At 78.9% G+C, this 24,643-nt stretch carries 17 protein-coding genes; 9 read left to right on the forward strand and 8 right to left on the reverse strand.

Annotated elements, in window-relative coordinates; genetic code table 11:
* The first annotated feature begins 218 nt into the window (after positions 1-218).
* Positions 219-1,220: an ATP-grasp domain-containing protein gene (locus ACRYMN_RS17995; protein ID WP_432498057.1), complete on the forward strand. Its 1,002-nt coding sequence runs from the start codon at positions 219-221 to the stop codon at positions 1,218-1,220.
* Between the two features lie 48 nt (positions 1,221-1,268).
* Here ACRYMN_RS17995 and ACRYMN_RS18000 read toward each other — a convergent pair whose 3' ends face one another.
* The gene (locus ACRYMN_RS18000; protein WP_432498059.1) at positions 1,269-1,979 is read right to left on the reverse strand and encodes a histidine phosphatase family protein; all 711 of its coding nucleotides are present in this window, start codon (positions 1,977-1,979) and stop codon (positions 1,269-1,271) included.
* A 110-nt stretch (positions 1,980-2,089) separates the two neighbouring features.
* On the opposite strand from ACRYMN_RS18000, the gene recC reads away from it, so the two are divergent.
* From recC to recD, 3 genes are read left to right on the forward strand one after another with little or no spacing between them, the layout of a single operon-like run.
* On the forward strand, positions 2,090-5,497 hold the full coding sequence (recC, locus tag ACRYMN_RS18005) for an exodeoxyribonuclease V subunit gamma (protein ID WP_432498062.1): 3,408 nt from the start codon (positions 2,090-2,092) through the stop codon (positions 5,495-5,497).
* Positions 5,494-8,967, forward strand: coding sequence for a UvrD-helicase domain-containing protein (locus ACRYMN_RS18010; RefSeq protein ID WP_432498064.1), 3,474 nt, complete (start codon positions 5,494-5,496; stop codon positions 8,965-8,967). The genes recC and ACRYMN_RS18010 overlap by 4 nt, the downstream gene beginning before the upstream one ends.
* On the forward strand, positions 8,964-11,018 hold the full coding sequence (gene recD / locus ACRYMN_RS18015) for an exodeoxyribonuclease V subunit alpha (protein WP_432498066.1): 2,055 nt from the start codon (positions 8,964-8,966) through the stop codon (positions 11,016-11,018). The genes ACRYMN_RS18010 and recD overlap by 4 nt, the downstream gene beginning before the upstream one ends.
* Here recD and ACRYMN_RS18020 read toward each other — a convergent pair.
* From ACRYMN_RS18020 to ACRYMN_RS18030, 3 genes are all read right to left on the reverse strand, one after another.
* The gene (locus tag ACRYMN_RS18020) at positions 10,954-11,601 is read right to left on the reverse strand and encodes a hypothetical protein (protein WP_432498068.1); all 648 of its coding nucleotides are present in this window, start codon (positions 11,599-11,601) and stop codon (positions 10,954-10,956) included. The two genes, recD and ACRYMN_RS18020, sit on opposite strands and share 65 nt — an antisense overlap.
* Before the next feature lie 22 nt (positions 11,602-11,623).
* Positions 11,624-13,000: an NAD(P)/FAD-dependent oxidoreductase gene (locus ACRYMN_RS18025; RefSeq protein WP_432498071.1), complete on the reverse strand. Its 1,377-nt coding sequence runs from the start codon at positions 12,998-13,000 to the stop codon at positions 11,624-11,626.
* A 212-nt stretch (positions 13,001-13,212) separates the two neighbouring features.
* Complete coding sequence (locus tag ACRYMN_RS18030; RefSeq protein ID WP_432498073.1) at positions 13,213-13,800, reverse strand: DNA-3-methyladenine glycosylase I; 588 nt, start codon at positions 13,798-13,800, stop codon at positions 13,213-13,215.
* A gap of 95 nt (positions 13,801-13,895) precedes the next feature.
* On the opposite strand from ACRYMN_RS18030, the gene aroQ reads away from it, so the two are divergent.
* The 3 genes from aroQ to ACRYMN_RS18045 all read left to right on the forward strand — a co-directional run bounded on the left by aroQ (position 13,896) and on the right by ACRYMN_RS18045 (position 17,194).
* Positions 13,896-14,327: a type II 3-dehydroquinate dehydratase gene (gene aroQ, locus ACRYMN_RS18035; RefSeq protein WP_432498093.1), complete on the forward strand. Its 432-nt coding sequence runs from the start codon at positions 13,896-13,898 to the stop codon at positions 14,325-14,327.
* A gap of 145 nt (positions 14,328-14,472) precedes the next feature.
* Positions 14,473-16,137 carry an FAD-binding oxidoreductase gene (locus tag ACRYMN_RS18040; RefSeq protein ID WP_432498075.1) on the forward strand — a complete coding sequence of 555 codons (1,665 nt, stop codon included), beginning with the start codon at positions 14,473-14,475 and terminating at the stop codon, positions 16,135-16,137.
* 49 nt (positions 16,138-16,186) lie between these two features.
* A complete protein-coding gene (locus ACRYMN_RS18045; protein ID WP_432498077.1) occupies positions 16,187-17,194 on the forward strand; it encodes an ABC transporter substrate-binding protein in 1,008 nt (335 codons plus the stop codon).
* A gap of 9 nt (positions 17,195-17,203) precedes the next feature.
* Here ACRYMN_RS18045 and ACRYMN_RS18050 read toward each other — a convergent pair whose 3' ends face one another.
* From ACRYMN_RS18050 to ACRYMN_RS18065, 4 genes are all read right to left on the reverse strand, one after another.
* Entirely contained in the window at positions 17,204-18,856 is a 1,653-nt protein-coding gene (locus ACRYMN_RS18050) for an ATP-binding SpoIIE family protein phosphatase (RefSeq protein ID WP_432498079.1), read from the reverse strand.
* A 61-nt stretch (positions 18,857-18,917) separates the two neighbouring features.
* Positions 18,918-19,784, reverse strand: a complete 867-nt coding sequence (locus ACRYMN_RS18055; protein WP_432498082.1) for an SDR family NAD(P)-dependent oxidoreductase — start codon at positions 19,782-19,784, stop codon at positions 18,918-18,920.
* Between the two features lie 28 nt (positions 19,785-19,812).
* Entirely contained in the window at positions 19,813-21,048 is a 1,236-nt protein-coding gene (locus ACRYMN_RS18060; protein WP_432498096.1) for an MFS transporter, read from the reverse strand.
* A gap of 203 nt (positions 21,049-21,251) precedes the next feature.
* Positions 21,252-21,866, reverse strand: coding sequence for a hypothetical protein (locus tag ACRYMN_RS18065; RefSeq protein WP_432498085.1), 615 nt, complete (start codon positions 21,864-21,866; stop codon positions 21,252-21,254).
* Between the two features lie 186 nt (positions 21,867-22,052).
* Here ACRYMN_RS18065 and ACRYMN_RS18070 point away from each other — a divergent pair, with 186 nt between their 5' ends.
* Complete coding sequence (locus ACRYMN_RS18070; protein WP_432498088.1) at positions 22,053-22,907, forward strand: MIP/aquaporin family protein; 855 nt, start codon at positions 22,053-22,055, stop codon at positions 22,905-22,907.
* 38 nt (positions 22,908-22,945) lie between these two features.
* A complete protein-coding gene (glpK, locus tag ACRYMN_RS18075; RefSeq protein WP_432498091.1) occupies positions 22,946-24,475 on the forward strand; it encodes a glycerol kinase GlpK in 1,530 nt (509 codons plus the stop codon).
* The last annotated feature ends 168 nt before the right edge of the window (positions 24,476-24,643 follow it).

A 24,643-nucleotide genomic window follows, 5' to 3' on the forward strand; every position in this document is an offset into this window, starting at 1 on the left:
CCCCCCCCCCCCCCCCCCCCCCCCCCCCCCCCCCCCCCCCCCCCCCCCCCCCCCCCCCCCCCCCCCCCCCCCCCCCCCCCCGCCCCCCCCCCCCCCCCCGCCCCCCCCCCCCCCCCCCCCCCCCCCCCCCCCCCCCCCCCCCCCCCGCGCCCGGGCGGGGCCTGGCCTCGTCCTCGCGCGCCTGCTCCGCCCACCACCGCGTCGCCGCCCTGCACTCGGTGGACGGCTTCGTCGCCTCCGTGGCCGCGGCGGTGCGCGCCGGCGGCTACGACGTCGTCTTCGGCGCCGGGGAGGCGGAGGTGACGGCCCTGTCCGGGCACCGCGCGCAGGTGGAGGCCGCCGGCGCGCTCGTGCCGCACGGCCCGCACGCGCAGCTGCTGCGCGCCCTCGACAAGGCCGAGCTCTCCCGCGCGGCCGCGGCCGTGGGCATCGCCGTGCCCGACGTGCTCGACGTCGCCGACGTGCCCGACGAGCGCACCGCCTGCATCGTCAAGGCCCACCGCCACGCCCGCCCCGAGGTGGCCGGGGCCCCGCCGCGCATCGACACCACCGTCGTCACCGGCCGCACCGCCGTGGCGCGCCGCGTGGAGGGCATCCGCGCCGTCGGCGGGCAGGCCGAGGTGCAGGTGCTGCACCCGGGCACCCTGCTCGCCTACGCCGTCGTGCGCGGGCCGGGCGGGGCGGTGGCCGAGTCCATGCAGCGCGCCGAGCGCATCTGGCCGCCGCGCGCCGGCGCCAGCGCCCGCGCCACCACCGCGGCCGTCGACGAGGAGCTGGCCGCGCGCGCCGGGCGGCTGCTGGCCTCGCTGGACTTCCTCGGGCTGGCGGAGCTGCAGTACGTCGAGGAGCCCGACGGCACGGCCCGCCTCATCGACCTCAACGCCCGCTTCTACGGCTCGCTGTCGCTGGCCGTGGCCGCCGGGGCCAACCTGCCCGACGCGTGGGGGCGCCTGGCCCTGGGCCGCGCCGCGGCGCCGGTGCGCGCGCGCCCGGGCGTGCGCTACCAGTGGGGCAGCGCCGACGTGCGCCGCGCGCTGGCCGAGCGCCGCGGCGGCCTCGCGCGCGACCTCGCCGGCACCCTGGCCGCCGCGCCGGCCGCGCGGCACAGCGTCGCCTCGCTGCGCGACCCCGGCCCCGCGCTGGCCCGCGCCCGCACCGCGCTGCCGCTGCGCCCCCGGGCCGCGGGACCGGCCGTGAAGACCGACCCGGGCACCGCCTGAGGGCACCGCCCGGGAGCACCGCCCGGGGAGAGCGCCCAGGGGCGCGCGTCAGGGACCCGGGGGCGGCGCGTCGCGCAGGTGCGCGGCGTCGTTGTGCCGCACCACCAGCCACGGCCCGCGCGGGTCGCCCGCCGGCAGCGCGCGCAGCTCCGCCACCCCGGTGGGGTCCACGTGCAGGCGGTGCAAGACGACCCGCGGCACCCCCAGGGCGTCCACCACGCTCAGCTTGACGGGGTACGCGTGGCTGACGAGCAGCACGCGGGCGCCGGGGTGCTCGGCGGCCAGGCGCCCGCGCACCCGCGCCACCCGCTCGCCCACGGCCTCCACGGACTCCCCGCCGGGCGGGGCCTGCTCGCCCTGCCGGCGCCAGGCGGCCTGGCGGCCCGGCCAGCGCCGGTCCACCTCGGCGGGGGTCAGGCCCTCCCAGTCGCCGAAGTCGATCTCGCGCAGGTCCTCCTCCACGCGCAGCGGCAGGCCCAGCACCGCCGCGGCCTCCTCGGCGGTCTGCCGCGCGCGCAGCACCGGGCTGCACGCCAGCACGTCCGCGCCGCCGCCGGCGCGCAGCACCGCCGCCAGCCGCCGCGCCTGCTCGCGCCCGACCTCCGACAGCGGCGGGTTCGCGCCCGTGCAGCCGCTGAGGCGGCCCTGCGCCGTGTGCGCGGTCGCGCCGTGCCGGGCCAGCAGGAACGTCGTGCCCGCCACCGCCCCCGCACCCGCCGTCGCCGTCGTGCCCGCGCCCGCCGTCGTGCCCGTGCCCACCGCGCCGTCCTCCCCGCCCCGGGCCGGTGCCGGGTGCGCCGCATCCTCGCGCACCGGCCGCGCGGGTGCGGGTGCGCGGTCGCGTCCGCCCCGTCGGGTAGACAGGGGCCGTGCTGCACGTCCACCGGTCCCGGAGCGCCGAGGCCCTGCTCGCCGCGCTCGCCGGTGTCCTCGCCGAGCCCCGCGCCGACGACCCCTTCGCGCCCGAGCTGCTGGCCGTCGGCGCCCCCGGCACCGAGCGCTGGGTCGCCCAGCGCCTCTCGCACCACCTGGGCGCCTCCGCCGCCGGGGGCGACGGCGTGTGCGCGCGCGTGGACCTGCGCGCCCCCGCCGCCGTGCTCGACGGCGCGCTGGCCGCGCTGGGCGAGGGGCACGCCGCCGCGGTCGCCGCCTGGGACCCCGAGGTGCTGCCCTGGCACGTGCTGCAGGTCCTCGACGACCTCGCCGCCGAGGCGGGCACCGGCCCGGACGACCCGCTGGCCGTGCTGCGCCACCACCTGCGCCCCGAGGAGGGCGACGGCACGCCCCGCGCCCGCCGCGTCGGCGTCGCCGCCCGCCTGGCCGCCCTGCTGGCGCGCTGCGGCGCCGACCGCCCCGCGCTGCTGGCCCGCTGGGCCCGCGAGCCCGGCCCGGCCGCCGCCGACCTGCCGGAGGACCTGCGCTGGTGGCCGCCGCTGCTGGCCCGGGTGCGCGAGCGCGCCGGCACCCCCGCGCCGGCCGAGCTGCTCGAGGACGCGTGCGCCCGGCTGCGCGCCGGGGCGCCCGTGCCGGCGCTGCCCGCCCGCCTGGGCGTGCTGGCCGTCACCGCCCCGGCCACCGCCCACCTGTCGCTGCTGGCCGCCCTGGCCGAGCACCGCGAGGTGCACCTGTGGCTGCCGCACCCGTCGGCGCGGCTGTGGGACGCCGTGGCCCAGGCGGGCGGGGCGGCGGGCGGGGCGGCGGGCGCGCTGCGCGAGCAGGAGGACGCGCGCACCGGCGCGCTGGTGCGCCACCCGCTGCTGCGCTCGACGGCGCGCGAGGCGCGCGAGCTGCAGGTGCGCCTGGCCCCCCTCGCCCCCGGCCACGCCGACACCCACCACGAGGCCCCGGCGCCGCCGCCGACGCTGCTCGGGCGCCTGCAGCGCGCCCTGGCCGAGGACGACCCCGCCGCCGGGCGCGGCCCGCTGGACCCGCGCGACCGCTCCGTGCAGGTGCACGCCTGCCACGGGCGCACCCGGCAGGTGGAGGTGCTGCGCGAGGCGGTGCTGGGCCTGCTGGACGCCGACCCGACGCTGCAGCCGCGCGACGTGCTCGTCGTGTGCCCCGACGTGGACGCCTTCGCGCCCGTGGTCGGGGCCGTCTTCGCCACCGACAGCCACCCCGGCGCCGAGCTGCGCGTGTCCGTCGCCGGGCGCTCGCCGCTGCAGGCGGACCCGCTGCTGGCGCTGGCCGTGCGCCTGCTGGAGCTGGCCGCCGGCCGCGCCACCGCCACCGACGTGCTCGACCTCGCCGCCGGCGAGCCGGTGCGGGCGCGCTTCGGCTTCGACGACGAGGAGCTGGAGCAGCTGCGCACCTGGGCCGTGCAGGCCGGGGTGCACTGGGGGCTGGGCCCCGAGCACCGCCGCGCCTGGCGGCTGGGGGAGGTGCGGCAGGGCTCCTGGCGCGCCGGCCTGGACCGCGTCCTCGTCGGCGTCGCGCTGGGCGGGGACCTGCTCGCCGGCGCCGGGGACCCCGTCGCGCCGCTGGCCGACGTGGAGTCCAGCCGCGTGGACCTCGCCGGGCGCCTGGCCGAGCTGCTGGACCGCCTCGAGGCCGCGCTGGCGCGCCTGAGCGGGCCGCAGCCCGTGGCCGGCTGGTGCGACGCGCTGCTGGAGTCCGTGCTCGACCTGGCCGACACCCCGCCCGGCGCCGCCTGGTGGGACGCGCAGGTGCGCCGCGAGCTGGGCGTGGTGCGCGAGCGCGCCGCCGGCGCCGGCGACGCCCCCGTCGGCCTGGCCGACGCCGCCGCGCTGCTGACCGCCCGCTTCACCGGGCGCGCCGTGCGCGTGCCCTTCCGCACCGGCGCGCTGACCGTCTGCGGGCCCGGGCCGCTGCGCGCGGTGCCGCACCGCGTGGTGTGCCTGCTGGGCCTGGACGACGACGCCTTCCCGCGCCCCGTCGTGCCCGACGCCGACGACCCGCTGGCGCGCGAGCCGCGCGTGGGCGACCACGACCCGCGCGCCGGCGACCGCCAGGCGTTCCTCGACGCCGTCCTGGCCGCCGGGGACCACCTGCTCGTCCTGCACAGCGGCCACGACGTGCGCACCGGCGCCCCGCTGCCGCCGGCCGTGCCCGTCGGGGAGCTGCTCGACGCCCTCGACGCCCTGGGCGAGCCGGGCGCGGCGCCGGTGCGCGAGCACGTCGTCGTGCACCACCCGCTGCAGCCCACCGACGCGCGCAACTTCACCGCCGGCGCCCTGGGCCGCGAGGGCGCCTTCAGCTTCGACACCACCGCCCACGCCGGCGCGGTGGCCGCCGCCGGCGGCGCGCGCCGGCCGGGCCCGTTCCTCGAGCGCGCCCTGCCCGCCCCGCCGCCGGCGCCCGGCGGGGTGGACGAGGTCGACCTCGACGCGCTCGTGCGCTTCTGGCAGCACCCCGCGCGCGGGTTCCTGCGCCAGCGCCTCGACGTGGCCGCCGACACCCGCGCCGAGGAGCCCGACGACGCCCTGCCCCTGCAGCTGGACGGCCTGGGCGAGTGGGCCGTGGGCGACCGCTGCCTGGCCGCGCGCCTGGCCGGGGTGCCCGCCGCCGACGTCGCGCGCCGCGAGGGCGCGCGCGGGGACCTGCCGCCCGGTGCGCTCGGCGCGGGCGTGCTGCGCCGCGTGGGCGGCGCCGTCGAGCAGCTCGTGGCCGCGGCCGGGCCGTGGACCGCGCTGCCCGCCCGCACCGTCGAGGTCGACCTGGAGCTGGCCGGCTGCCGGCTGGCCGGCGCGGTGCGCGGGGTGCGGGCCCTGGGCGACGGCTCGCGCGCGGCCGCCGTCACCGTCACCTACTCGCGGCTGAAGGCGCGCCAGGAGCTGCGCGCCTGGGTGGAGGTGCTGGCCCTGACCCTGGCCGAGCCGCACGCGCCGCGCGCCGCCGTCGTCGTCGGGCGCGGCGAGCGCGGCAGCACCGCGGTGGTGCGCCTGGGGCCGGTGGACCCCGGCGCGGCGCGCGCGGCGCTGGAGGACCTGCTGGCCCTGCGCCGCGCGGGCCTGAGCGTGCCGCTGCCGCTGCCGGCGGCCACCGGGGCGGCGTGGGCGGCCGCCGCCGCGCGCGGGGCGTCGGCGCAGGCGTGCGCGCAGGCCGCCGCGCGCGAGTGGACCTCCACCCACGACTGGCCGCGCGAGGACGCCGACGAGGAGCACGAGCTGGTGTGGGGCGGGAGGGTGGACGTGGAGCACCTGCTGGGCTGGGCGCCGCCGCCCGGCGCGCCGCCGGGCACGCCGGCGGGCTTCGCGGAGCTGGCCCGCCGGGTGTGGCGCCCGCTGCTGGCCGCGCGCCACCGGGAGGCGGGGTGAGCGCCTTCGACCCCGCCGGGCCCCTGCCGTCGGGCACCACCGTGCTCGAGGCCAGCGCCGGCACCGGCAAGACGCACGCCCTGGCGGGCCTGGCCACCCGCTACCTCGCCGAGGGGCGCGTCCGCGCCCAGGAGCTGCTCGTGGTCACCTTCGGCCGCGCCGCCACCGGCGAGCTGCGCGGCCGGGTGCGCGAGCGGCTCGTGCGCACCCGCGACGCCCTGGCCGACGCCGCCCGCACCGGGACCGGCGCCGCGCGGCACCCCGACGACGTCGTGCGCCACCTGGCCGCCGCCGCGCCCGGCGAGGTGGCGCTGCGCCGCGACCGCCTGGCCGCCGCCGTGGCCTCCTTCGACGCCGCCACCGTCACCACCGTGCACGGCTTCAGCCGGCAGGTCCTCGCCGGGCTGGGCACCGCCGCCGACGTCGACCCCGCCGCCGAGCTCGTCGAGGACCTCTCCGGCCTCGTCGAGGAGGTCTGCGACGACCTCTACGTGCGCTTCGCCGTGCGCGAGGCCCCGCCGTTCGACCGCGCCGGCGCGCTGCGCCTGGCCCGCGAGGCCGTCGCGCGCGCCGACGCGCGCCTGGAGCCGCAGCGCCGCCCGCCGGGCTCGCCGGAGGACCTGCGGGTGCGCTTCGCCGCCGCCGTGCGCGCCGAGGTCGCCCGCCGCGCCGCCGCCGCGCGGGTGCTCGGCTTCGACGCCCTGCTGGCGCACCTGCGCGACGCGCTGAGCGCTCCCGTGGCCGGGGAGGTGGCGCGCCGGCGGCTGCGCGAGCGCCACCGGGTGGTCCTCGTCGACGAGTTCCAGGACACCGACGGCGTGCAGTGGGACGTGCTGCGCCTGGCGTTCCACGGCCACGTGCCGCTCGTGCTCGTCGGCGACCCCAAGCAGGCGATCTACGGCTTCCGCGGCGCCGACGTGCGCAGCTACCTCGCCGCCCGCGACGCCGCCGACGTGCGCGCCAGCCTCGACGTCAACCACCGCAGCGACCCCGCGCTCGTGCGCGGCGTGCACCACCTGCTGCGCGGGGCCGCGCTGGGCGAGGAGGGCGTGCTCGTGCACGACGTGCGCGCCGCCCGCGAGCACGCCGCCCTCGTCGACGCCGCCGGCGCCGAGGACCCCGCCCCGGTGCGGCTGCGGGTGCTCGCGCGCACGGGCCTGCCCACCGACCGCGGCGGGCTGCCCGCGCTGGCCGGTGCGCGCGCCGCCGTCGCCGCCGACGTCGCCTCCCAGGTCGCCGCGGTGCTCGCCGCCGGCCACCGGGTGCGCCCGGCGCGCCCGCGGGGCGCCGCGCCCGACGCTGCGCCCGACGGTGCGCCCGACGGCGCGGGGGAGCGGCCGCTGGCCGCCGGGGACGTCGCCGTGCTCGTGCGCACCCGCACCCAGGCGCGGCTGGTGCAGGACGCGCTGCGCGAGCACGGCGTGCCGTGCGTGCTCAGCCGCGGCCCCAGCGTCTTCGGCACCGACGCCGCCCGCGACTGGGTGGTGCTGCTGGAGGCGCTGGAGCAGCCGCACCGCACCGCGCGGGTGCGGCGGCTGCTGCTGAGCGGCTTCGTCGGGCGCACCGCCGCCGAGGTCGACGCCGGCGGCGAGCGCGCCACCGACGACGCGGCCGTGCGGCTGCGCGCGTGGGCGGCGGTGCTCGCCGAGCGCGGGGCGGCCGGGCTGTTCGCCACCGTCTGCGAGGAGCACGCCCTGCCCGCCCGGCTGCTGGGCACCACCGGCGGCGAGCGGCGCCTGACCGACCTGCGGCACGTGTGCGAGGTGCTGCACGCCGAGGCCCTGGCGCACGGGCGCGGCCCGGCGAGCCTGCTGTCGTGGCTGCGCGCGCGCGTGGACGACGCCGACGGCGACCTGGCCGCGGAGCGCTCGCGCCGCCTGGACACCGACCGCGCCGCCGTGCAGGTCGCCACCGTGCACACCAGCAAGGGCCTGGAGTTCGAGGTGGTGTGCGTGCCGTTCGGCTGGGACGCGCCCGGCGGCGGCCCGCGCGAGCGGCTGCCCGTGGCCCACGCGGACACCGGCACAGGCGCCGGCGCGCCGGTGCGCACCCTGCACGTGGGCGGGCCGGGCAGCACCGGCTACACCGCCGCGTGCGCCGCCGCCGACGCCGAGGCCGCCGGGGAGGAGCTGCGGCTGCTGTACGTGGCGCTCACCCGCGCCGTCTCGCGGCTGCTGGTGTGGTGGGCGCCGGCGCGCTGCACCGCCGGGAGCCCGCTGCACCGGCTCCTGCTGGCCCCGGACCCGCGCGCGCTGCCGCCGTCGCTGCCGGTGCCCGCCGACGCCGACGCCCACGAGGCGCTGGCGCGGCTGGCCGGCCCCGGCAGCGGCGTGCTGCTCGAGCGCGCCGGCGGGGACGGCGCCGCCGCGCCGCCCGCGCCCGCGCCCGCCCCCGCCGCGCTGCTGCCGCCGGCGCGCTTCGGCGGCCGGGTGGACGCGCTGTGGCGGCGCACCTCCTACAGCGGCCTGACCCGCGCCGTGCACGAGGCGCCGCTGGTGCGCAGCGGGCCCGAGCCCACCGGCACCGACGACGAGGTGGACCTCGAGGCCCTCGCCGCGGGCACCGCCGGAGACGCGGACGACGCGGGCGCGGGCGCGGGGGCGGGCGGTGCGGTGGCGGCGCGCTGGCGCGCGCACCCCTCCCCGCTGGCCGACCTGCCCGCCGGTGCCGGCTTCGGCACCCTCGTGCACGCCGTGCTGGAGGGCTTCGACCCCGCCGCGCCCGACCGCCGCGCGCACCTGGCGGCCCTGGCGCGCGAGCAGTTCGCCGGCGCGCTGGCCGAGCCGCTGGCCGAGGCCCTGGAGCCGGTGCTGCGCACCCCGCTGGGCCCGCTGGCCGGCGGCGCCGCGCTGGAGGGCTTCGCCGCGGCCGACCGCCTGGCCGAGCTGGACTTCGAGCTGCCCCTGGGCGGCGGCGACGCGGCCGCGCAGGGCTCGGGGGCGCTGCTGGGCGAGGTCGCGCACCTGCTGCGCCGCCACCTGGACCCGGCCGACCCGGTGCACCGCTACGCCGACGCCCTGCAGGTGCCCGAGCTGGGCGGGCAGGTGCTGCGCGGCTACCTCACCGGCTCGATCGACGCGGTGCTGCGCCGCCGCGGCCCGGGCGGGCCCGAGCACCTCGTCGTGGACTACAAGACCAACCGCCTCGCCGGGCCGGGCGAGGAGCTGACGGCCTGGCACTACCGCCGCGAGGCCCTCGACGAGGCCGTGCGCGAGGCGCACTACCCGCTGCAGGCGCTGCTGTACTGCGTGGCGCTGCACCGCTTCCTGCGCTGGCGCCAGCCCGGCTACGACCCGGCCGTGCACCTGGGCGGGGTGCTGTACCTGTTCCTGCGCGGGATGTGCGGGCCCGACCTGCCCGCCGGCGGGGAGCCGGGCGCGCCCGCCGCCCCGCCGGGGGTGTGGTCGTGGCGACCGCCGGCGGCCCTGGTGACCGACCTGTCCGACCTGCTCGCCGGGAGGGCCCGATGACCGCGACCACCACGACCGCGACCACCACGACCGCGACCACCGCGACCGGTGCCGCAGCCGCTGCGGGTGTCGCGGCGGCCGGCGTGCCCGGTCCCGAGCGCGCCGCCACCCGCGTGCGCAGCGCCACCGGGCTGCTGCGCGAGTTCAACGTCCTGGGCCTGCTGCGCGCCGCCGACGTGCACGTCGCCCGCCGCCTGGGCGCCGTGGCCGGCGAGGAGGACGAGCGGGTGCTGCTGGCGGTGGCGCTGGCGGTGCGCGCGGTGCGGCACGGCTCGGTGGTGCTGCACCTGCGCAGCGCACCGCTGACGGTGGTGCCCGAGGACGAGGAGGACACCGGCGCCGTCGGCGCCGTGCAGGCGCCGTGGCCGGAACCGGGGGAGTGGCTGCGCGCGGTGCGCGCCAGCGTCTTGACCACCGTCCACGACCTGCCCCCCGCCCGCGAGGCCGCCGTCGACGGCCCCGCCCCGCAGCGGCCCGCGCCCGGGGCGCCCGGCGCGCCCGCCGTGGCCGGTGTGCCCGGCGCGCCCGTGGCCGGGGGGCCGGCCACCCCGGTGCACGTCGTGGACGACGGGCTGTGGCTGGACCGGTACTGGCGGCTGGAGGCGGCCGTGGCCGCGGACCTGCGCCGGCTGTCCGCGCAGGCCCCCGCGGTGGACGCCGAGCGGGTGCGCGCCGTGCTGGACCGGCTGTGGCCGGGCGAGCCGGAGCCGTCCGACCAGCGCCTGGCCGCCGAGGTGTGCCTGCGCTCGGGCGTGGCGGTGCTCGGCGGCGGGCCGGGCACCGGCAAGACGACGACGGTGGCGCGGCTGCTGGCGGCCCTGCACGCCCTGGCCGACGGCGCCCCGCCGCGGGTGGCGCTGGCCGCGCCCACCGGCAAGGCCGCCGCGCGGCTGACGGAGGCCGTCACCGCCGCGGCCGCCGACACCGAGGTGTTCACCCCGCAGCAGGCGGCGTTCCTGGCGGGGGCCGGCGCCTCCACCCTGCACCGGCTGCTGGGCCTGCGGCCGGGCTCCACGCGCGCCCGCTACGGCGCCGAGCACCGCCTGCCGCACGACGTCGTCATCGTCGACGAGGCGTCCATGGTCGGGCTCGGCGTGGTGGCCAGCCTGCTGGCGGCGCTGCGCCCGCACGCGCGCCTGGTGCTCGTGGGCGACCCCGACCAGCTCGCCTCCGTGGAGGTCGGCGCCGTGCTCGCCGACCTGGTGGCCCCGGCGCTGGCCGCCGCGCCCGCCGCGGCGGTGGGTGCCGGAGCGGGTGGGGGTTCCCCGGCGGAGGGGGTGGCGCTGCTGCGCACCACGCACCGCTTCGCCGCCGGCGGGCCGATCGCGGAGCTGGCGCGCGCGGTGCGCGAGGGCGACGCCGGGGCCGTCGTGGCGGTGCTGCGCGCCGGGCGCGAGGGCGTGGAGTTCTGCGAGGTCGCCGAGGACGAGCCGGTGGCCGGGCAGGCGCTGCAGCGGGTGCGCGCGGAGGTGCTCGAACGCACCCGCGACGTGGTCGAGGCGGCCCGCCGCGGCGACGCGGTCGCCGCCCTGGCCGCGCTGGACGCGCACCGCGTGCTGTGCGCGCACCGCCGCGGCGGGCGCGGCGTCTCGCACTGGGGGGCGCTGGCGCACCGCTGGGCGGTGGAGGAGCTGGGGGTGCGCCCGCGCCCGGACGGGCGCCACGTGGGCCTGCCGGTGATCGTCACGGCGAACGACCCGGCCGCGGGGGTCTTCAACGGCGACACCGGCGTGGTGCTCGAGCGCGACGGGGACCTCGTGGTGGCCGTGGGCCGCGGCGACGGCCCGCTGCTGGTGCCGCTGGGGCGCCTGGCCGCGGTGGAGCCGGTGCACGCGATGACGGTGCACCGCAGCCAGGGCTCGCAGTTCGGGGCGGTGACGGTGCTGGCCGCGCCGGCGCGCTCGCCGCTGGCGACCCGGGAGATGCTCTACACGGCCGTCACCCGCGCCCGGCACCGGGTGCGGGTGGTGGGCTCGGTGGAGGCGGTCACCGCCGCGGTGCAGCGCCCGCTGGCCCGGGCGACGGGTCTGGCGGCCCGCCTGGCCCGCTGAGCCGGCCGCGCAGGGCCAGCAGCGCGGCGGGGGCGTCGTCGGCCGCGGCCCCGGCGGCCGCGGCGGCGTAGCGGGCGGGGTCCTTGGCGCCGGGCCCGCTCAGCGCGCCCCCGAGCCCGTGCAGCGCGCGCAGGAACGACGGCCAGCGCGCCAGCTCCGCCTCCAGGGCGTCGGCCAGCACGGTGCAGCGCTGCGCGCCCAGCGCGGCGAGCACGCGCTCGGTCCCGCGGCGGTGCACCGCCCGGGCGCGCGAGCGGTTGGCCGCGCGCCGCCAGCCCTCGCCGTCGCCGTCGAGCAGGACGTGCCAGCGCGCGCCCAGCGCGCCGGCCACCGCGGCGGCCAGCGGCAGGACGTGCTTGCCGCCGGCGGCCAGCACGAGCGGTGCGCCCGGCCCGCGCAGCAGCGCGCCGAGCACGGCGGCGTCCGTGGCGCCCTCGACGAGCAGGACGGCCTCGCCGCGCGCGGCCGCCGCTGCCGCGGAACGCGCGAAGCCCGGGGGCAGCGCGGTGCGCGCCAGCCCCCGGGCCCGTGCGGTGCTCGTGCCGAGGGACGAGGCGACCCGCGCCACCACGTCCTCGGTCACGACCTGCGAGGGGTCGTCCAGGTCAGCCGACCTTGGGCTTGTCCTCGGCCTTGGGGTAGATGTCGGTGTGCTGGGCGGTGCTGATCAGCACGTCCTCCGGACGCGACTGGTTCAGCGCCACGGCCTGCGGGGGCAGCAGCGCGTGCAGCGCCCAGTCGGTGAGCACGCGCACGCGGTTGGCCATGCTGGGCAGCGCGTACAGGTGGTACCCGCGCGCGACGATCTTGGCCGGCAGGCCGGTGAGCTCGATGCCCAGCGGCTTGGCCACGGCGGTCAGGCCGCCGAGGTCGGCCACCAGGCCGAGGTCCTTGTGCACGTAGTCCTTGGCCTGGCCCACGCCGAAGCTGGCGGCGATGTTCTGCGCCACCGCGCTGCCCTGGCGCTGCGCGTGCTGCGCGGTGGGCGGGGTCACCGGCTGCGGGCCGTCCGCCGGCTTCTCCTTGGCCAGGTCCGGCACGGCGGCGGCGTCGCCGACGGCCCACACGTCCTCGGTCACGCGCATCTGCGCGTCCACGACGAGGCGGCCGCGCTCCAGCGGCAGGCCGAGGGTGGCCATGAGCGGGTTGGCGATGATGCCCGCGTTCCAGATCAGGGTGCGTGAGGGCACCGGGGTGCCGTCGGTGAGGTTGATGACGTTGCCCTCGACGGAGGCCACGGACACGCCCAGGCGCACGTCGATGCCGCGCGCCTTCATGGCCTCCAGCGCGTACTGGCCCAGGCGCGGGCCCAGCTCCGGCAGCACCGCGGGGGCGACGTCGATGAGCAGCCACTTGACGTCGTCGACGTCGATCTTCGACCAGCGGTCCGCGACGCGCTTGAGCCAGCGCTGCGTCTGGGCGACGATCTCGGTGCCGGTGTAGCCGGCGCCGACCGCGACGACCGTCATGCGCTCGGCGCGCTCGGCGTCGAAGCGGGGGTCGTCGGGCAGGGAGTCGGCCGCGTCGAGCTGGTTGACGAGGTGGTCGCGCACGAACGCGGCCTCGGTGATGGTCTTCACGCCGCGCGCGGACTCCGCCACGCCGGGGATCGGGAAGCGGCGGGTGACCGAGCCCGGCGCCAGCAGCAGGCGGTCGTAGGACAGCACCTGCGACTCCGGGCCCAGCTCGCCGCGCTCGCTGCGCGAGATGGTGACCGTCTTGGCCTCCACGTCCACCGAGGTGACGTGGCCGACCACCAGGCGGTGGCGCGGCAGCGCCTGGCGCAGCGAGACCGCCACGTGGCGCGGCTCGAGCACCGACGCGGTGACGTCGGGCAGCAGCGGGCTGTAGGTGAGGTGGTCGGTGGGGCTGACGATCACCAGCTCCGCCGTGCTGGCGGGCAGGAGGCGCTCCAGCTTCTTGCCGGCGTACAGGCCGGCGAAGCCCCCGCCGACGATGACGACTCGCTGTCGATCGACCATGTAGGACACCTCTTCGTCTCTCCCTCGGCGGGACCGTGGCTTCCCGTCACTGGAACGATCCTTGCACGTCGCGGCCCGGCGCCTCGGCCCGGTGTGCCCGCCGTGGCGCGGCGCACCCCTGCCGGACCCCTGCCGTGCCGCCCCGGGAGCCCTGGCGGGCCCCCGCCGGGAGCCCCGCCGCGCCCCCGCCGCGCCCCCGCCGGGCGCCGGGCTCAGCGGGCCGGGCAGTGCGCCAGGTGGTCGTTGACCACGCCGCACGCCTGCAGGGCTGCGTGGGCGGTGGTGGGGCCCACGAACCGGAACCCGGCGCGCTTGAGGGCCGCCGCGAGCGCCGCGGAGGCCGGCGTGGACGCGGGCACGTCGGCGGGGGAGAGCGGCGCCGGGGGCGGCTCGGCGGGCGCTGCGGACCACACCAGCTCCGACAGCCCGGGCCCCTCGCGCGCCAGGCGCAGCACGGCGGCGGCGTTGCCGACGACGGCGAGGACCTTGCGCCGGTTGCGGATGACGGCCGGGTCGGCCATCAGGCGCTCCACGTCGGCCTCGCCGTAGCGGGCCACCCGCTCGGGGTCGAAGTCGTCGAAGGCGGCGCGCAGGCCCTCGCGGCGGCGCAGCACCGTGATCCAGGACAGCCCCGACTGGAACGCCTCCAGGCTCAGCCGCTCGTACAGGGCCGCGTCGCCGTGCACGGGCCTGCCCCACTCGGTGTCGTGGTAGCGCTCGTACAGCGGGTCGCCGGTGCCGAAGCAGCGGAACGGCGCGGCGCCGGGCGCGGGCGGGTCCTGCCCGCTCGTGGTGCTCACGGCCCGCAGGCTGGCAGGTGCCGCCGACACGCGCCGCGGGCGGGCGCCGCCGGCGCGAGCTCGTGTCCGTGGCGGCCGGTACCTTCCCGGTCGTGCTGCGCATCCTGGTCCTCAACGGCCCCAACCTCGGCCGCCTCGGCACCCGCCAGCCGGAGGTGTACGGCACGACGACGCTGGCCGACGTGGACGCCTCGCTGCAGCAGCTGGCCGGCGAGCTGGGCGTGGAGGTGGAGCTGCGCCAGACCGACGCCGAGCACGAGATGCTCGCGTGGGTGCACGCGGCGGCCGACGAGGGCCTGCCGGTGGTGCTGAACCCCGCGGCCTGGACGCACACCTCCGTGGCGCTGCGCGACGCCTGCGCCGAGCTGCGCGCGGGCCTGGTGGAGGTGCACCTGTCCAACGTGCACGCCCGCGAGGACTTCCGCCGGCACTCCTTCATCACCCCGGTGGCCACCGGGGTGATCGCCGGGCTGGGGGTGCACGGCTACGAGCTGGCGGTGCGCGCCCTGGCCGCGCGCCGCGCGTAGGCTCCTGGGGGCCCGCGCGGCGGCGCGGCGGCGGCCCGGCGGTGCCGGGTGCGCGCCGGCCGGCCGCACGTCGTTCAGGTCAGCAGCAGGTCAGCACGCCGGCGCCGCGCCGGTGGTCCAGCGGGACGCGAGCACGGGAGACGCAGTGGTCGAGCACATGAAGTGGTGGGGCTGGGGCCAGGAGGGCGTGGCCTTCCACCACGAGGACAAGCCGGGGCTGGCGCCGTTCGCGCGCCGCATGGCCGGCATCGACTTCGACGCGCCGCCGGTGCGCGTGCCGGAGCTGTCCGAGCTCACCGTGCCGGCCCCGCGCGCGCCGGGTGCGCTGCGCGAGGCGTTCGAGGCCGTCGTGGGCGCCGAGCACGTCCACGACGACGACCTCGACCGCGTCGTGCACGCCTACGGCAAGTCCATGCGCGACCTGGTGCGCATCCGCCGCGGCGACTTCGGCCGCCTGCCCGACCTCGTGGTCTACCCCGCCTCGGAGGCGGAGGTGGAGGGCGCGCTGCGCGTGGCGCTGGAGGCCGACGCGGTGCTCATCCCCTTCGGCGGCGGCTCGAACATCGTCGGCTCGCTGGAGGCCCCGCGCGACGAGCAGCGCCCGGTGGTCTCCCTGGACCTGGGCCGGCTGCGCCTGCTGCTGGAGCTGGACGAGACCTCGCAGCTGGCGCGCATCCAGGCCGGTGCCCTGGGCCCGGACCTGGAGGCGCAGCTGAACGCCCGCGGCTGGACGCTGGGGCACTTCCCGGACAGCTTCAAGCACTCCACGCTCGGCGGCTGGATCGCCACGCGCTCCTCGGGCATGCAGTCCGACCGCTTCGGCGACATCGCCGACATCACCCGCGCCGTGCGGGTGATCACCCCCGAGGGCGTGCTGGCCACGCGCAACGTGCCGGTGCAGGCGGCCGGCCCGAGCCTGCGCGAGGTCGTCCTGGGCAGCGAGGGCCGCCTGGGCGTGATCACCGAGGCCACGGTGCAGGTGCACCGCCTGGCCGAGGAGCGCGTGATCCAGGCGTACTTCTTCCCCGACTACGGCAGCGGCCTGAAGGCCATGCACGACATCGCCGCCTCCGACGCCTCCCCGAGCATCACCCGCGTCTCGGACGAGATGGAGACGCAGTTCACGCTGGCCACGTCCAAGAGGGGCAGCGCGCTCTCGCAGCTGCTCAGCCGGGGCGTGAAGCTCTACGCCAGCCGCGCCAAGGGCTTCGACCTGGAGCGCATGTGCCTGTCGTTCATCGGGTTCGAGGGCTCCTCGCTGCACGTCAAGCGCAGCAAGCGGCTGGTGGACGAGATCGTCAAGCGCCACGGCGGGTTCGGCGTGGGCACCGGCCCGGGCACCCTGTACGACCAGAAGAAGTTCGACACCCCGTACATCCGCGACTTCATCCTCGACCGCGGCGCCTACGGCGACGTGTCGGAGACGTCCTCGACCTGGGCCACGCTGAAGACGGTGCACGACAACGTCGTGGCCGCCGCGCACAAGGCCTTCGCGGAGATCGGCACGAAGGGGTTCATCTTCTGCCACCTCTCGCACAGCTACCACTCCGGCGCCTGCCAGTACTTCACGTTCGCGTTCCAGCCGCCCGCCGACCGCGACGGCCTGGAGGCGTACGACATCGTCAAGGGCGCGATCCAGCAGGCGTTCATCGACAACGGCGGCACCCTCTCGCACCACCACGCGGTGGGCCGCGAGCACAAGCCGTGGGTGGCCGACGACCTCTCCCCGGCCGGGGTGCGGCTCGTGCAGGCCCTCTTCGCCGGGGTGGACCCGGGCCGCAACCTCAACCCGGGTGCCGTCGTCGACTGACCCGGGCACTGAGGATAGGCTGCCCTCACCATCGACGAGGGGAGCAGGGGTGCGCGTGCGTGCGGGTGTCTGGAGCGGGCTGGGGGCGGGGCTGACCGCCGGGCTGCTGCTGGTGAGCGGGTGCGGTGCGGCCGGGACGGGCGGCACCCCGGCCCCGGCGGGCGCGGCCACCGACGGCGCGGCCGGGGCCGGGGCCGCCGCCGGTGAGAGCGCCGGCGCCTTCCCGCGCACGGTCGAGCACGACAAGGGCTCCACCACCGTGCCCGCGGCCCCGCGGCGCGTGGTCGCCCTCGACGACAGCCTCGTGGGCGCCGTGGCCGGTCTGGACGTGCAGGTCGTGGGCCACACCGGCGAGGCCTCCGGGCTGCCGGAGGTCTTCCGCCTGCCGCGCACGGAGGGCTCGCAGCTCGTGGGGCCGCTGGCCGAGCCGGGGCTGGAGGCGATCGCGCTGCTGCAGCCGGACCTCATCGTCTCCAGCACCGTGCGCCACGACGAGCTCTACGACGAGCTGTCCGCCATCGCCCCCACCGTCTTCACCGCGACCACCGGGCCGACGTGGAAGGACAACGTGCGCCTGGTGGGGCGGGCGCTGGGCCGCGAGCAGCTGGCCGAGCAGCAGCTGGCCGACTACGAGCGCCGCGCCGCCGCGGTGGGCGCCGACGTGCGCGCCGCGGCCGGCGACCCCACGATCTCGCTGGTGCGCTTCATGGAGGCCGGCGACCCGGCCCGCCTGTACGCGCGCGCCTCCTTCCCCGGCATCGTCCTGCGCGACGCGGGCCTGGCCCGCCCGGCGAACCAGGACGTCGACGAGTTCGCGGTCGAGGTCTCCCCGGAGCGCATCGACGAGGCCGCGGCCGACCGCGTCTTCTACTCGCGCTACGCCCTGGACGACCCGGCGGCCGCGGAGCCCTTCACCGGCAGCAGCCTGTGGCGCTCGCTGCCCGCCACGACCGAGGTGGCCGACGAGCGCTGGTACACCTCCGTCGGCGTGCAGGGCGCCCACCTGGTCCTCGACGACCTCGCGGAGGCCTTCGGCGTCGACCCGCACCGCGGCTGAGCCCCGCGCTCAGGCCACCCGCAGCTCGGCCCACACCGTCTTGCCGTCCCCGCGCGGGCTGACCCACCACCGCTCGGCGAGCACGTCGACGATGTGCATGCCCCGGCCGCTGAGGGACTCCTCGCCGGCGCCGCGCGGCAGCGGGTGCGAGGTGGAGGCGTCGTCCACGCCCAGGCACAGCCGGGCCGAGAGCGGGTCGTGGCGCACGGTCAGCGCCGCGCCGGAGCCGGTGTGCAGCACCGCGTTGGTCACCAGCTCCGAGACCACCAGCTCCGCCTCGTCGGCCACGCGCACCAGGCCCCAGCGGTCCAGGGTGGTGCGCAGGTGCGCGCGGGCGGCGGCCACGGCGCGGGTGTCGCCCGGCAGCTCCACCTGCGACTCGCGGCTGCCGGGGGCCGGGCCGTCGTAGTCGACCAGCAGCAGGGCCGCGTCGTCGCGCAGGGGGCCGCGGGCGGGGGACAGCAGCAGGTCCGCGAGGCGCTCGGCGGGTGCGCCGGCGTGCGTGCGCAGCAGCTCCTGCACGGCCGCCTCCCCGCGCGAGGTCTCCTCGTGCGGCCACTCCACGACGCCGTCGGTGTACAGCAGCAGCCGGCTGCTGCCGGGCAGGCGGTCGCGCGATGCGGGGTAGCAGGCGCCGGCGCTCACGCCCAGCGGGGGGCCGGGCTCGACGGCCAGCGCGCGCGGCGCGCCGGGGGAGAAGAGCACGGGTGCCGGGTGCCCGGCGCTGGCGACGGTCACCTCGCCGGTGGCGGTGTCCAGCGAGAGCAGGCAGCAGGTGGCGAACAGCTCGGCCTCCCCGGCCACGAGCAGCGCGTTGGCGCGCTCGAGGACCGCGGAGGGCTCGTGGCCCTCGCTGACGTAGGCGCGCACGGCGGTGCGCACCTGCCCCATGAACGCCGCGGCCGCGGCGCTGTGCCCCTGCACGTCGCCCATGACGATCACCAGGGAGCGCTCGGTGCGCACCGCGTCGTAGAAGTCCCCGCCCACCGCGGCCCCGTCGGCGCCGGGCAGGTAGCGCGGCGTGAGGGTCACCGCCTCGTCGCGCGGCAGGGACGGCGGCAGCAGGGCGGTCTGCAGCTCGCGGGCGGTGCCGGCGGCCTGCTCGGCGCGCAGCACCGCCTCGCGGGCGAGCACCTCGCGCCGGGCGCGGCGCTCGCGGTCGAAGAGGGAGACCACGAGCGCGGCGAGGTCGTGCAGGTCGGCGCGCTGGGTGCCGGTCAGCTCGCGCGGCTCGGGCCCGAAGGCGCACAGGGTGCCCAGGGCCAGGCCCTCGGGGGTCAGCAGCGGGGCGGCGGCGTAGGCGCGCACCTCGCCCATGCGCCCGTCGACCCACGGGTTGGCGGCGAAGCGCACGTCGCGGCGGGCGTCGGGGGCGTGCACGAGGACGCGGGCGCCGACGGTGTAGGCGCACATGGAGTCCTCGCGGGCGCAGTCGGCGCGCTCGAAGCCCTCGGCGGCGAGCTGGCGCTGCAGGTGCTCGTCGACGATGTTGACCACCGCCAGCGGCAGGCCGGTGACCCGGGTGGCCAGGCGCACGACGGCCTGCAGCTCGTCCGGCGGGTCGGCCCGGACGTCGACGTAGTCGCGCAGGGCCGCGAGGCGGGCGGCCTCGTCGGCGTCGGCGACCCCCTCCGCGGGGCCCGCTGAGGGAGCGCTGTGCACAACTACAGGTTACTAGACGACTACGCTGTGTTGTGAAGCTTCGCAGGGACCCGTGCGCGCCTCAGCGCCCGCCGCTCGGGTGGCGCCGCGAGGCGCCACCGGGCACGGCGTTCCACACCCGGCTGACCACCCCGCGCGGCACCACGTCGAGCAGGGTGGACACCGCCTTCCAGCGGCGGGTGGGCACGCTGACGACCCGGCCCGCGAAGGTGTCCTCCAGCGCGGCGTCGACCACCTCGCCCACGTCCAGCCACACCCGCCGCGTCAGCGCCGAGCGCCCGCCCGAGCGCATGCCGGAGCGGGCGTGGAACTCCGTGCGCACGTAGCCGGGGGCCACCACCGTCGCGCTCACGCCGGTGCCGCGCAGCTCCCCGGCCATGGTCTCGGTCAGCACGATGACGTACGCCTTCGCGGCCGAGTAGTGCCCGCCGCCGGGCACCATGCCGGCCACCGAGCCGACGTTGAGCACGTGCCCGCGCCCGCGGGGCACCATCGCGCCGGTCGCCGCGCGCGAGAGCACCAGCACCGCCCGGCACAGCACGTCGAACATCCGCTCGTGGTCGGCCGGGTCGCCGTCGACGAAGCGCTGCTTGAGGCCGAAGCCGGCGTTGTTGACGAGCACGTCCACCGGCCGGTGCGGGTCGGCCACCCGCTCGGCCACGCGCTGCAGCGCCGCGCGGTCGGCGAGGTCGGCGGCCAGCACCTCCACCGCCACCCCGTGCCGCTCGCGCAGGCGCGCGGCGCTGCCCTCCAGCCGCGCGGTGTCGCGCGCCACCAGCACCAGGTCGTGCCCGCGCGCGGCCAGGCGCTCGGCGAAGCCGGCGCCCAGGCCGGCGGTCGCGCCCGTGACCAGCGCGGTGGGGCGCGGCGCGGGCGGGCCCTGGGGGGCCCGGGGGGCGGACGGGGCGGGGGAGGGGGCGCTGCTCACGGCGGGCGAGCCTACGCCGGGCGCCCGCTCAGACCGCGACCGCCGCCGCGCTGCGCCAGCGCCGCTGCGCGAGCAGCGCCACCAGCGCCGCCGCCAGCACCGCCGCCGCCGCCACGCCCAGCGACTGCTGCGCCGTGCGGTGCTCCAGCACCGCCCCGGCGACCGCGTTGCCCACCGCCGCCCCCGCCGTGATGGCCGTGGACAGCCACGCCTGCGCCTCACCCATGCGCCGCGCGGGCGCCAGGTCGTCGACGAGGTGCTGGGCGGCGATGAGGTTGGGGGAGATGAACAGCCCCGTGGCGAACAGCGCGACCAGCAGCAGGGGCAGCGGCGCCGTGCCCCCGGCGCTGGCGGCCAGCGCCACGAGCAGGGCGCCGAAGCCGGCCAGGGTGACGACCAGGCGCACCCGGTCGGTGCTGCGCCAGGTGCGCCCGCCGTAGAGCAGCCCGCCCACGGCGCTGCCGCCGGCGATGGCGGCGAAGAGCACGCCCAGCTCGTCGGCCGAGCCGAAGCGCTCCTCGGCCATGCCGGCCATCGACACGTCCAGCAGCCCGAAACCCACGCTCATTGCCGCCATCACGGCCAGCACCACGAGGAAGGCCGTCGAGCGCAGCACCCCCGGCGCGGCGCCGCCGGTGCGCGCGGCGGCCCCCGCGGCGCTCGCGGGGGCGGGCGGCACGCGCGCGCCCTCGCAGCGGCAGTAGGCGACCGTGCCGCCGGCGAGCATCGCCGCCGTGGCCAGCAGCGGCACCACCGCCGGGCCCACCGCCAGCAGCAGCGTCAGCAGCAGCGGGCCGGCGACGAAGATCGTCTCCACCGCGACCGCGTCCAGCGCGTAGCCGCGCCGGCGCAGGCGCTCGTCGCCCACCACCGCGCGCCAGGTGGTGCGCATGGCCGGGCTCAGCGGCGGGAAGGTCAGCCCGACGCCGAGGGCCAGCAGCACCAGCACGGTGGCGGGCACGGCGGGCGCGGCCACCGCGGCGGTCAGCGCCAGCAGCAGCGCCGTGCTGGCGGCGGTGATCGGCAGCAGCACCCGCGGCTGCCCGTGGCGGTCCAGGGCGCGCCCCCACAGGGGCGTGCCGGCCGACAGGCCCACCGCGAACGCGCCGGTCACCAGGCCCGCGAGGTCCCACGCGTCGCGCAGGTCGCGCACCAGCAGCACCAGGCCCAGCGGCAGGGTCGCGATCGGCAGGCGCGCCACCACCGAGGCCGAGAAGGGAGCCGCCACCCGCGGGTCGCTCAAGAGGGCGACGTACCCCGCCATGTCCACCGTTCCCGTCCGCTCGTCCGGGCGCCGGCGCCCGGGGCCGGCCACCGCGCCGGCCCCCGCAGCCTGCCACAGGTGCCCGGAGCCACCGAACCGGTTCAGGGGCGCCCCGGCGCCGGGAGGGCGCGGACGCGGGTCGGGGGGCGGGGCGCCGGGCGGGGCGCCGGGCGGGGCGCCGGGCGGGAGCGCCGGGCGGGGCCTCAGGCGGTGCCGATGCGCGCGCAGCCGCCGCCGGCGCGGCGCGCCGCGGCCAGCGCCGCACCGGCCTGGCGCACCGCCTCGGCGGCGGTGGTCGCGCGCGCCGGCGCCAGGCTGGCGCCCACGCTGACGCGCGCGCCGGTGCCCGGGGCGGTGTGCGGCCAGCACTCCAGGGCGTGCAGCAGCGCCTCCGCGGCGCGCTCGACGACGCCCTCGGCGCCGCTGCGGCGCAGGCCCGTCAGCAGCACGGCGTGCACCCCGGCGACCGGGGAGCTCCAGCGGTCCCCGGCGCGCACCGCCGAGCGCATCCGGCGCTCCAGCTCCGCGGCCGCGGCGCCGGGGCAGCCGGCGACCTCCACGAGCAGCAGCGCGGTGCCGGTGCCGCGGTGGTGGTCGTCCTCGAGCACCGGCTCCAGCAGCGGCTCGAGCACCTGCGCCAGCACCTGCGCGGGCACGTGCGCGGGCACGTGCGCGGGTAGCGCCCGCGGCGCCCGCGCGGCGCCGGGCGCCCCCGTGACGTCGACCGTCCGCTGCGCGGGCACGGCACCGGCGCGCAGCGCGGCGTGCGGCGCGGCGTGCGGTGCGGGTGCGGCGGGGGCGGTGGGGGACGGGCTCACCGGTGGTGCATCGGCCGCGGCGGCACCGGGCTTGAGCGCGCGGTCCCGCGGCCTCCCGCAGGAGCCGTCGGTGCCCGGATCGTTCGACATCGTCGAACCGGTGGCGTTGACGCTCCGCAGGGCCCCTCCTAACGTCCGCGGCACGCGGCGCCCGCCGCGCGTCGACTCAACGAGGAGTTCACAGACATGGCACGGACCGGAACGGAGGCGGCGCCGGCGCCGCCCGTCGTGCGCCGCCGACCCACCCTCGCGGGCGAGCTGCTGGCGGAGTTCGCCGGCACCGCGATCCTCATCCTCTTCGGCGTCGGGGTCGTCGCCCAGGTCGTCGCCGGCCAGAACGGCGGCGCCGACTCGATCCACTGGGCGTGGGGCCTCGGCGTCACCTTCGGCGTCTACGTCGCCGGCCGCACCAGCGGCGCGCACCTGAACCCCGCCGTCACGCTGGCGCTGGCCGTCTTCAAGGGCTTCTCCTGGGCTAAGGTGCTGCCCTACTCGGTGGCCCAGCTGCTCGGTGCCTTCGCCGCCGCGCTGGTGGTGCGCTGGGTGTACGCCGACGCCATCGCCACGGTCGACCCGGGCACCACCTACGACAGCCAGGGCATCTTCTCCACCCTGCCCGGTGAGGGGGTGAGCATCGGCACCGCGTTCCTCGACCAGGTCGTGGGCACCGCGATCCTCGTCTTCCTCATCTTCGCGATCACCGAGCTGCGGGCCACCCCGCCGGCGGCCAACCTGGCGCCGTTCATCATCGGCCTGGTCGTCGTGGGCATCGGCATGGCCTGGGGCAGCAACGCCGGCTACGCCATCAACCCCGCCCGCGACTTCGGGCCGCGCCTGGCGTCCCTCCTCACCGGCTACGACACCGCCATGCGCGAACCCGGCGGGCAGTTCTACTTCTGGGTGCCGATCGTCGCCCCGGTCATCGGCGCCCTGCTCGGCGGCGGGCTGTACCGGGTGCTCGTCGAGCGGTACCTGCCCGACGAGGACGCCGACGCGCAGCCGGCCGGGCGCGTGCCCGCCGCGGACGACGACCGCCGCTGAGCGCGGCGCCCCCACACCCTGCAGAGAGGCAGCACGACATGGCGAACGAGAAGGCCCGGTACGTCGGCGCGGTCGACCAGGGCACCACGTCCACCCGGTTCATGGTCTTCGACCACAGCGGCAACGAGGTGGCCAAGTACCAGCTCGAGCACACCCAGATCATGACCAGGCCCGGCTGGGTGGAGCACGACCCGATCGAGATCTGGGAGCGCACCAGCTCCGTCATCCAGTCCGGCCTGCGCCAGGCGGGCCTGGGCGCGGAGGACCTCGCCGCCCTGGGCATCACCAACCAGCGCGAGACCGCGCTGGTGTGGAACAAGCGGACCGGCCGGCCCTACTACAACGCGATCGTCTGGCAGGACACCCGCACCGACCGCCTCGCCGCCGCGCTGGACCGCGACGAGCGCGGGCAGACGATCCGGCGCAAGACCGGCCTGCCGCCGGCGACCTACTTCTCCGGCGGGAAGGTCCAGTGGATCCTGGAGAACGTCGAGGGGGTGCGCGAGGCCGCCGAGCGCGGTGAGGCCGTCTTCGGCACCACCGACTCCTGGCTGGTGTGGCACCTGACCGGCGGCGTGAACGGCGGCGTGCACGTCACCGACGTGACCAACGCCAGCCGCACCATGCTCATGGACCTGGAGACGCTGGACTGGGACGACGAGCTGCTGGGCATCTTCGGCATCCCGCGCTCGATGCTGCCGAGGATCGAGCCGTCCTCGTGCACCGCCGGGTACGGCACCACCACCGCCGACGGCCCGCTGGGCGGGCAGGTGCCGCTGACCGGCATCCTCGGCGACCAGCAGGCCGCCATGGTGGGCCAGGTGTGCTTCGAGCCCGGCATGGCGAAGAACACCTACGGCACCGGCAACTTCATGCTCCTGAACACCGGCAACGAGCTGGTGCGCTCCAAGGCCGGCCTGCTGACGACCGTGTGCTACCGGTTCAACGACGAGGCGCCGGTGTACGCGCTGGAGGGTTCCATCGCCGTGACCGGCTCGGCCGTGCAGTGGCTGCGCGACCAGCTCGGCATCATCTCCGGCGCCGCGGAGTCGGAGAACCTGGCGCGCCAGGTCGAGGACTCCGGCGGCTGCTACTTCGTCCCCGCCTTCTCCGGGCTGTTCGCCCCGTACTGGCGCTCCGACGCCCGCGGGGCGATCGTGGGCCTCTCGCGCTACAACACCAACGCCCACATCGCCCGCGCGACGCTGGAGTCCATCTGCTACCAGAGCCGCGACGTCACCGAGGCGATGCGCGAGGACTCCGGGGTGGCCGTGGAGGTGCTCAAGGTGGACGGCGGCATCACCGCCAACCGGCTGTGCATGCAGCTGCAGGCGGACGTGCTCGGCGTGCCGGTGTCCAAGCCCGTCGTGGCCGAGACGACCGCGCTGGGCGCGGCCTACGCCGCCGGCCTGGCCGTGGGCTTCTGGAAGGACACCGCGGAGCTGACCGCCAACTGGAACGAGGGCGAGCGCTGGGAACCCAGCTGGAGCGAGCAGCAGCGCACCGACGGGTACGCCGGGTGGAAGAAGGCCGTGCAGCGCACCCTGGACTGGGTCGACGTCGACTGACGACACGGCACCGCACGGCACGACGCAGCACCGCGCAGCAGCACCGCGCAGCACCACGGCACCGGGGGGGGGGGGGGGGGGGGCCCCCCCCCACCACGAGCACGGCCGCGGTGCCCGCCCCGGCCAGCGCCACCGGCAGCACCGCGGCCCGCGCGCGCGGCACCAGCA

The organism is Kineococcus gypseus, assembly GCF_050871305.1.
In the GTDB taxonomy this organism is placed as follows: Bacteria; Actinomycetota; Actinomycetes; order Actinomycetales; family Kineococcaceae; genus Kineococcus; species Kineococcus gypseus.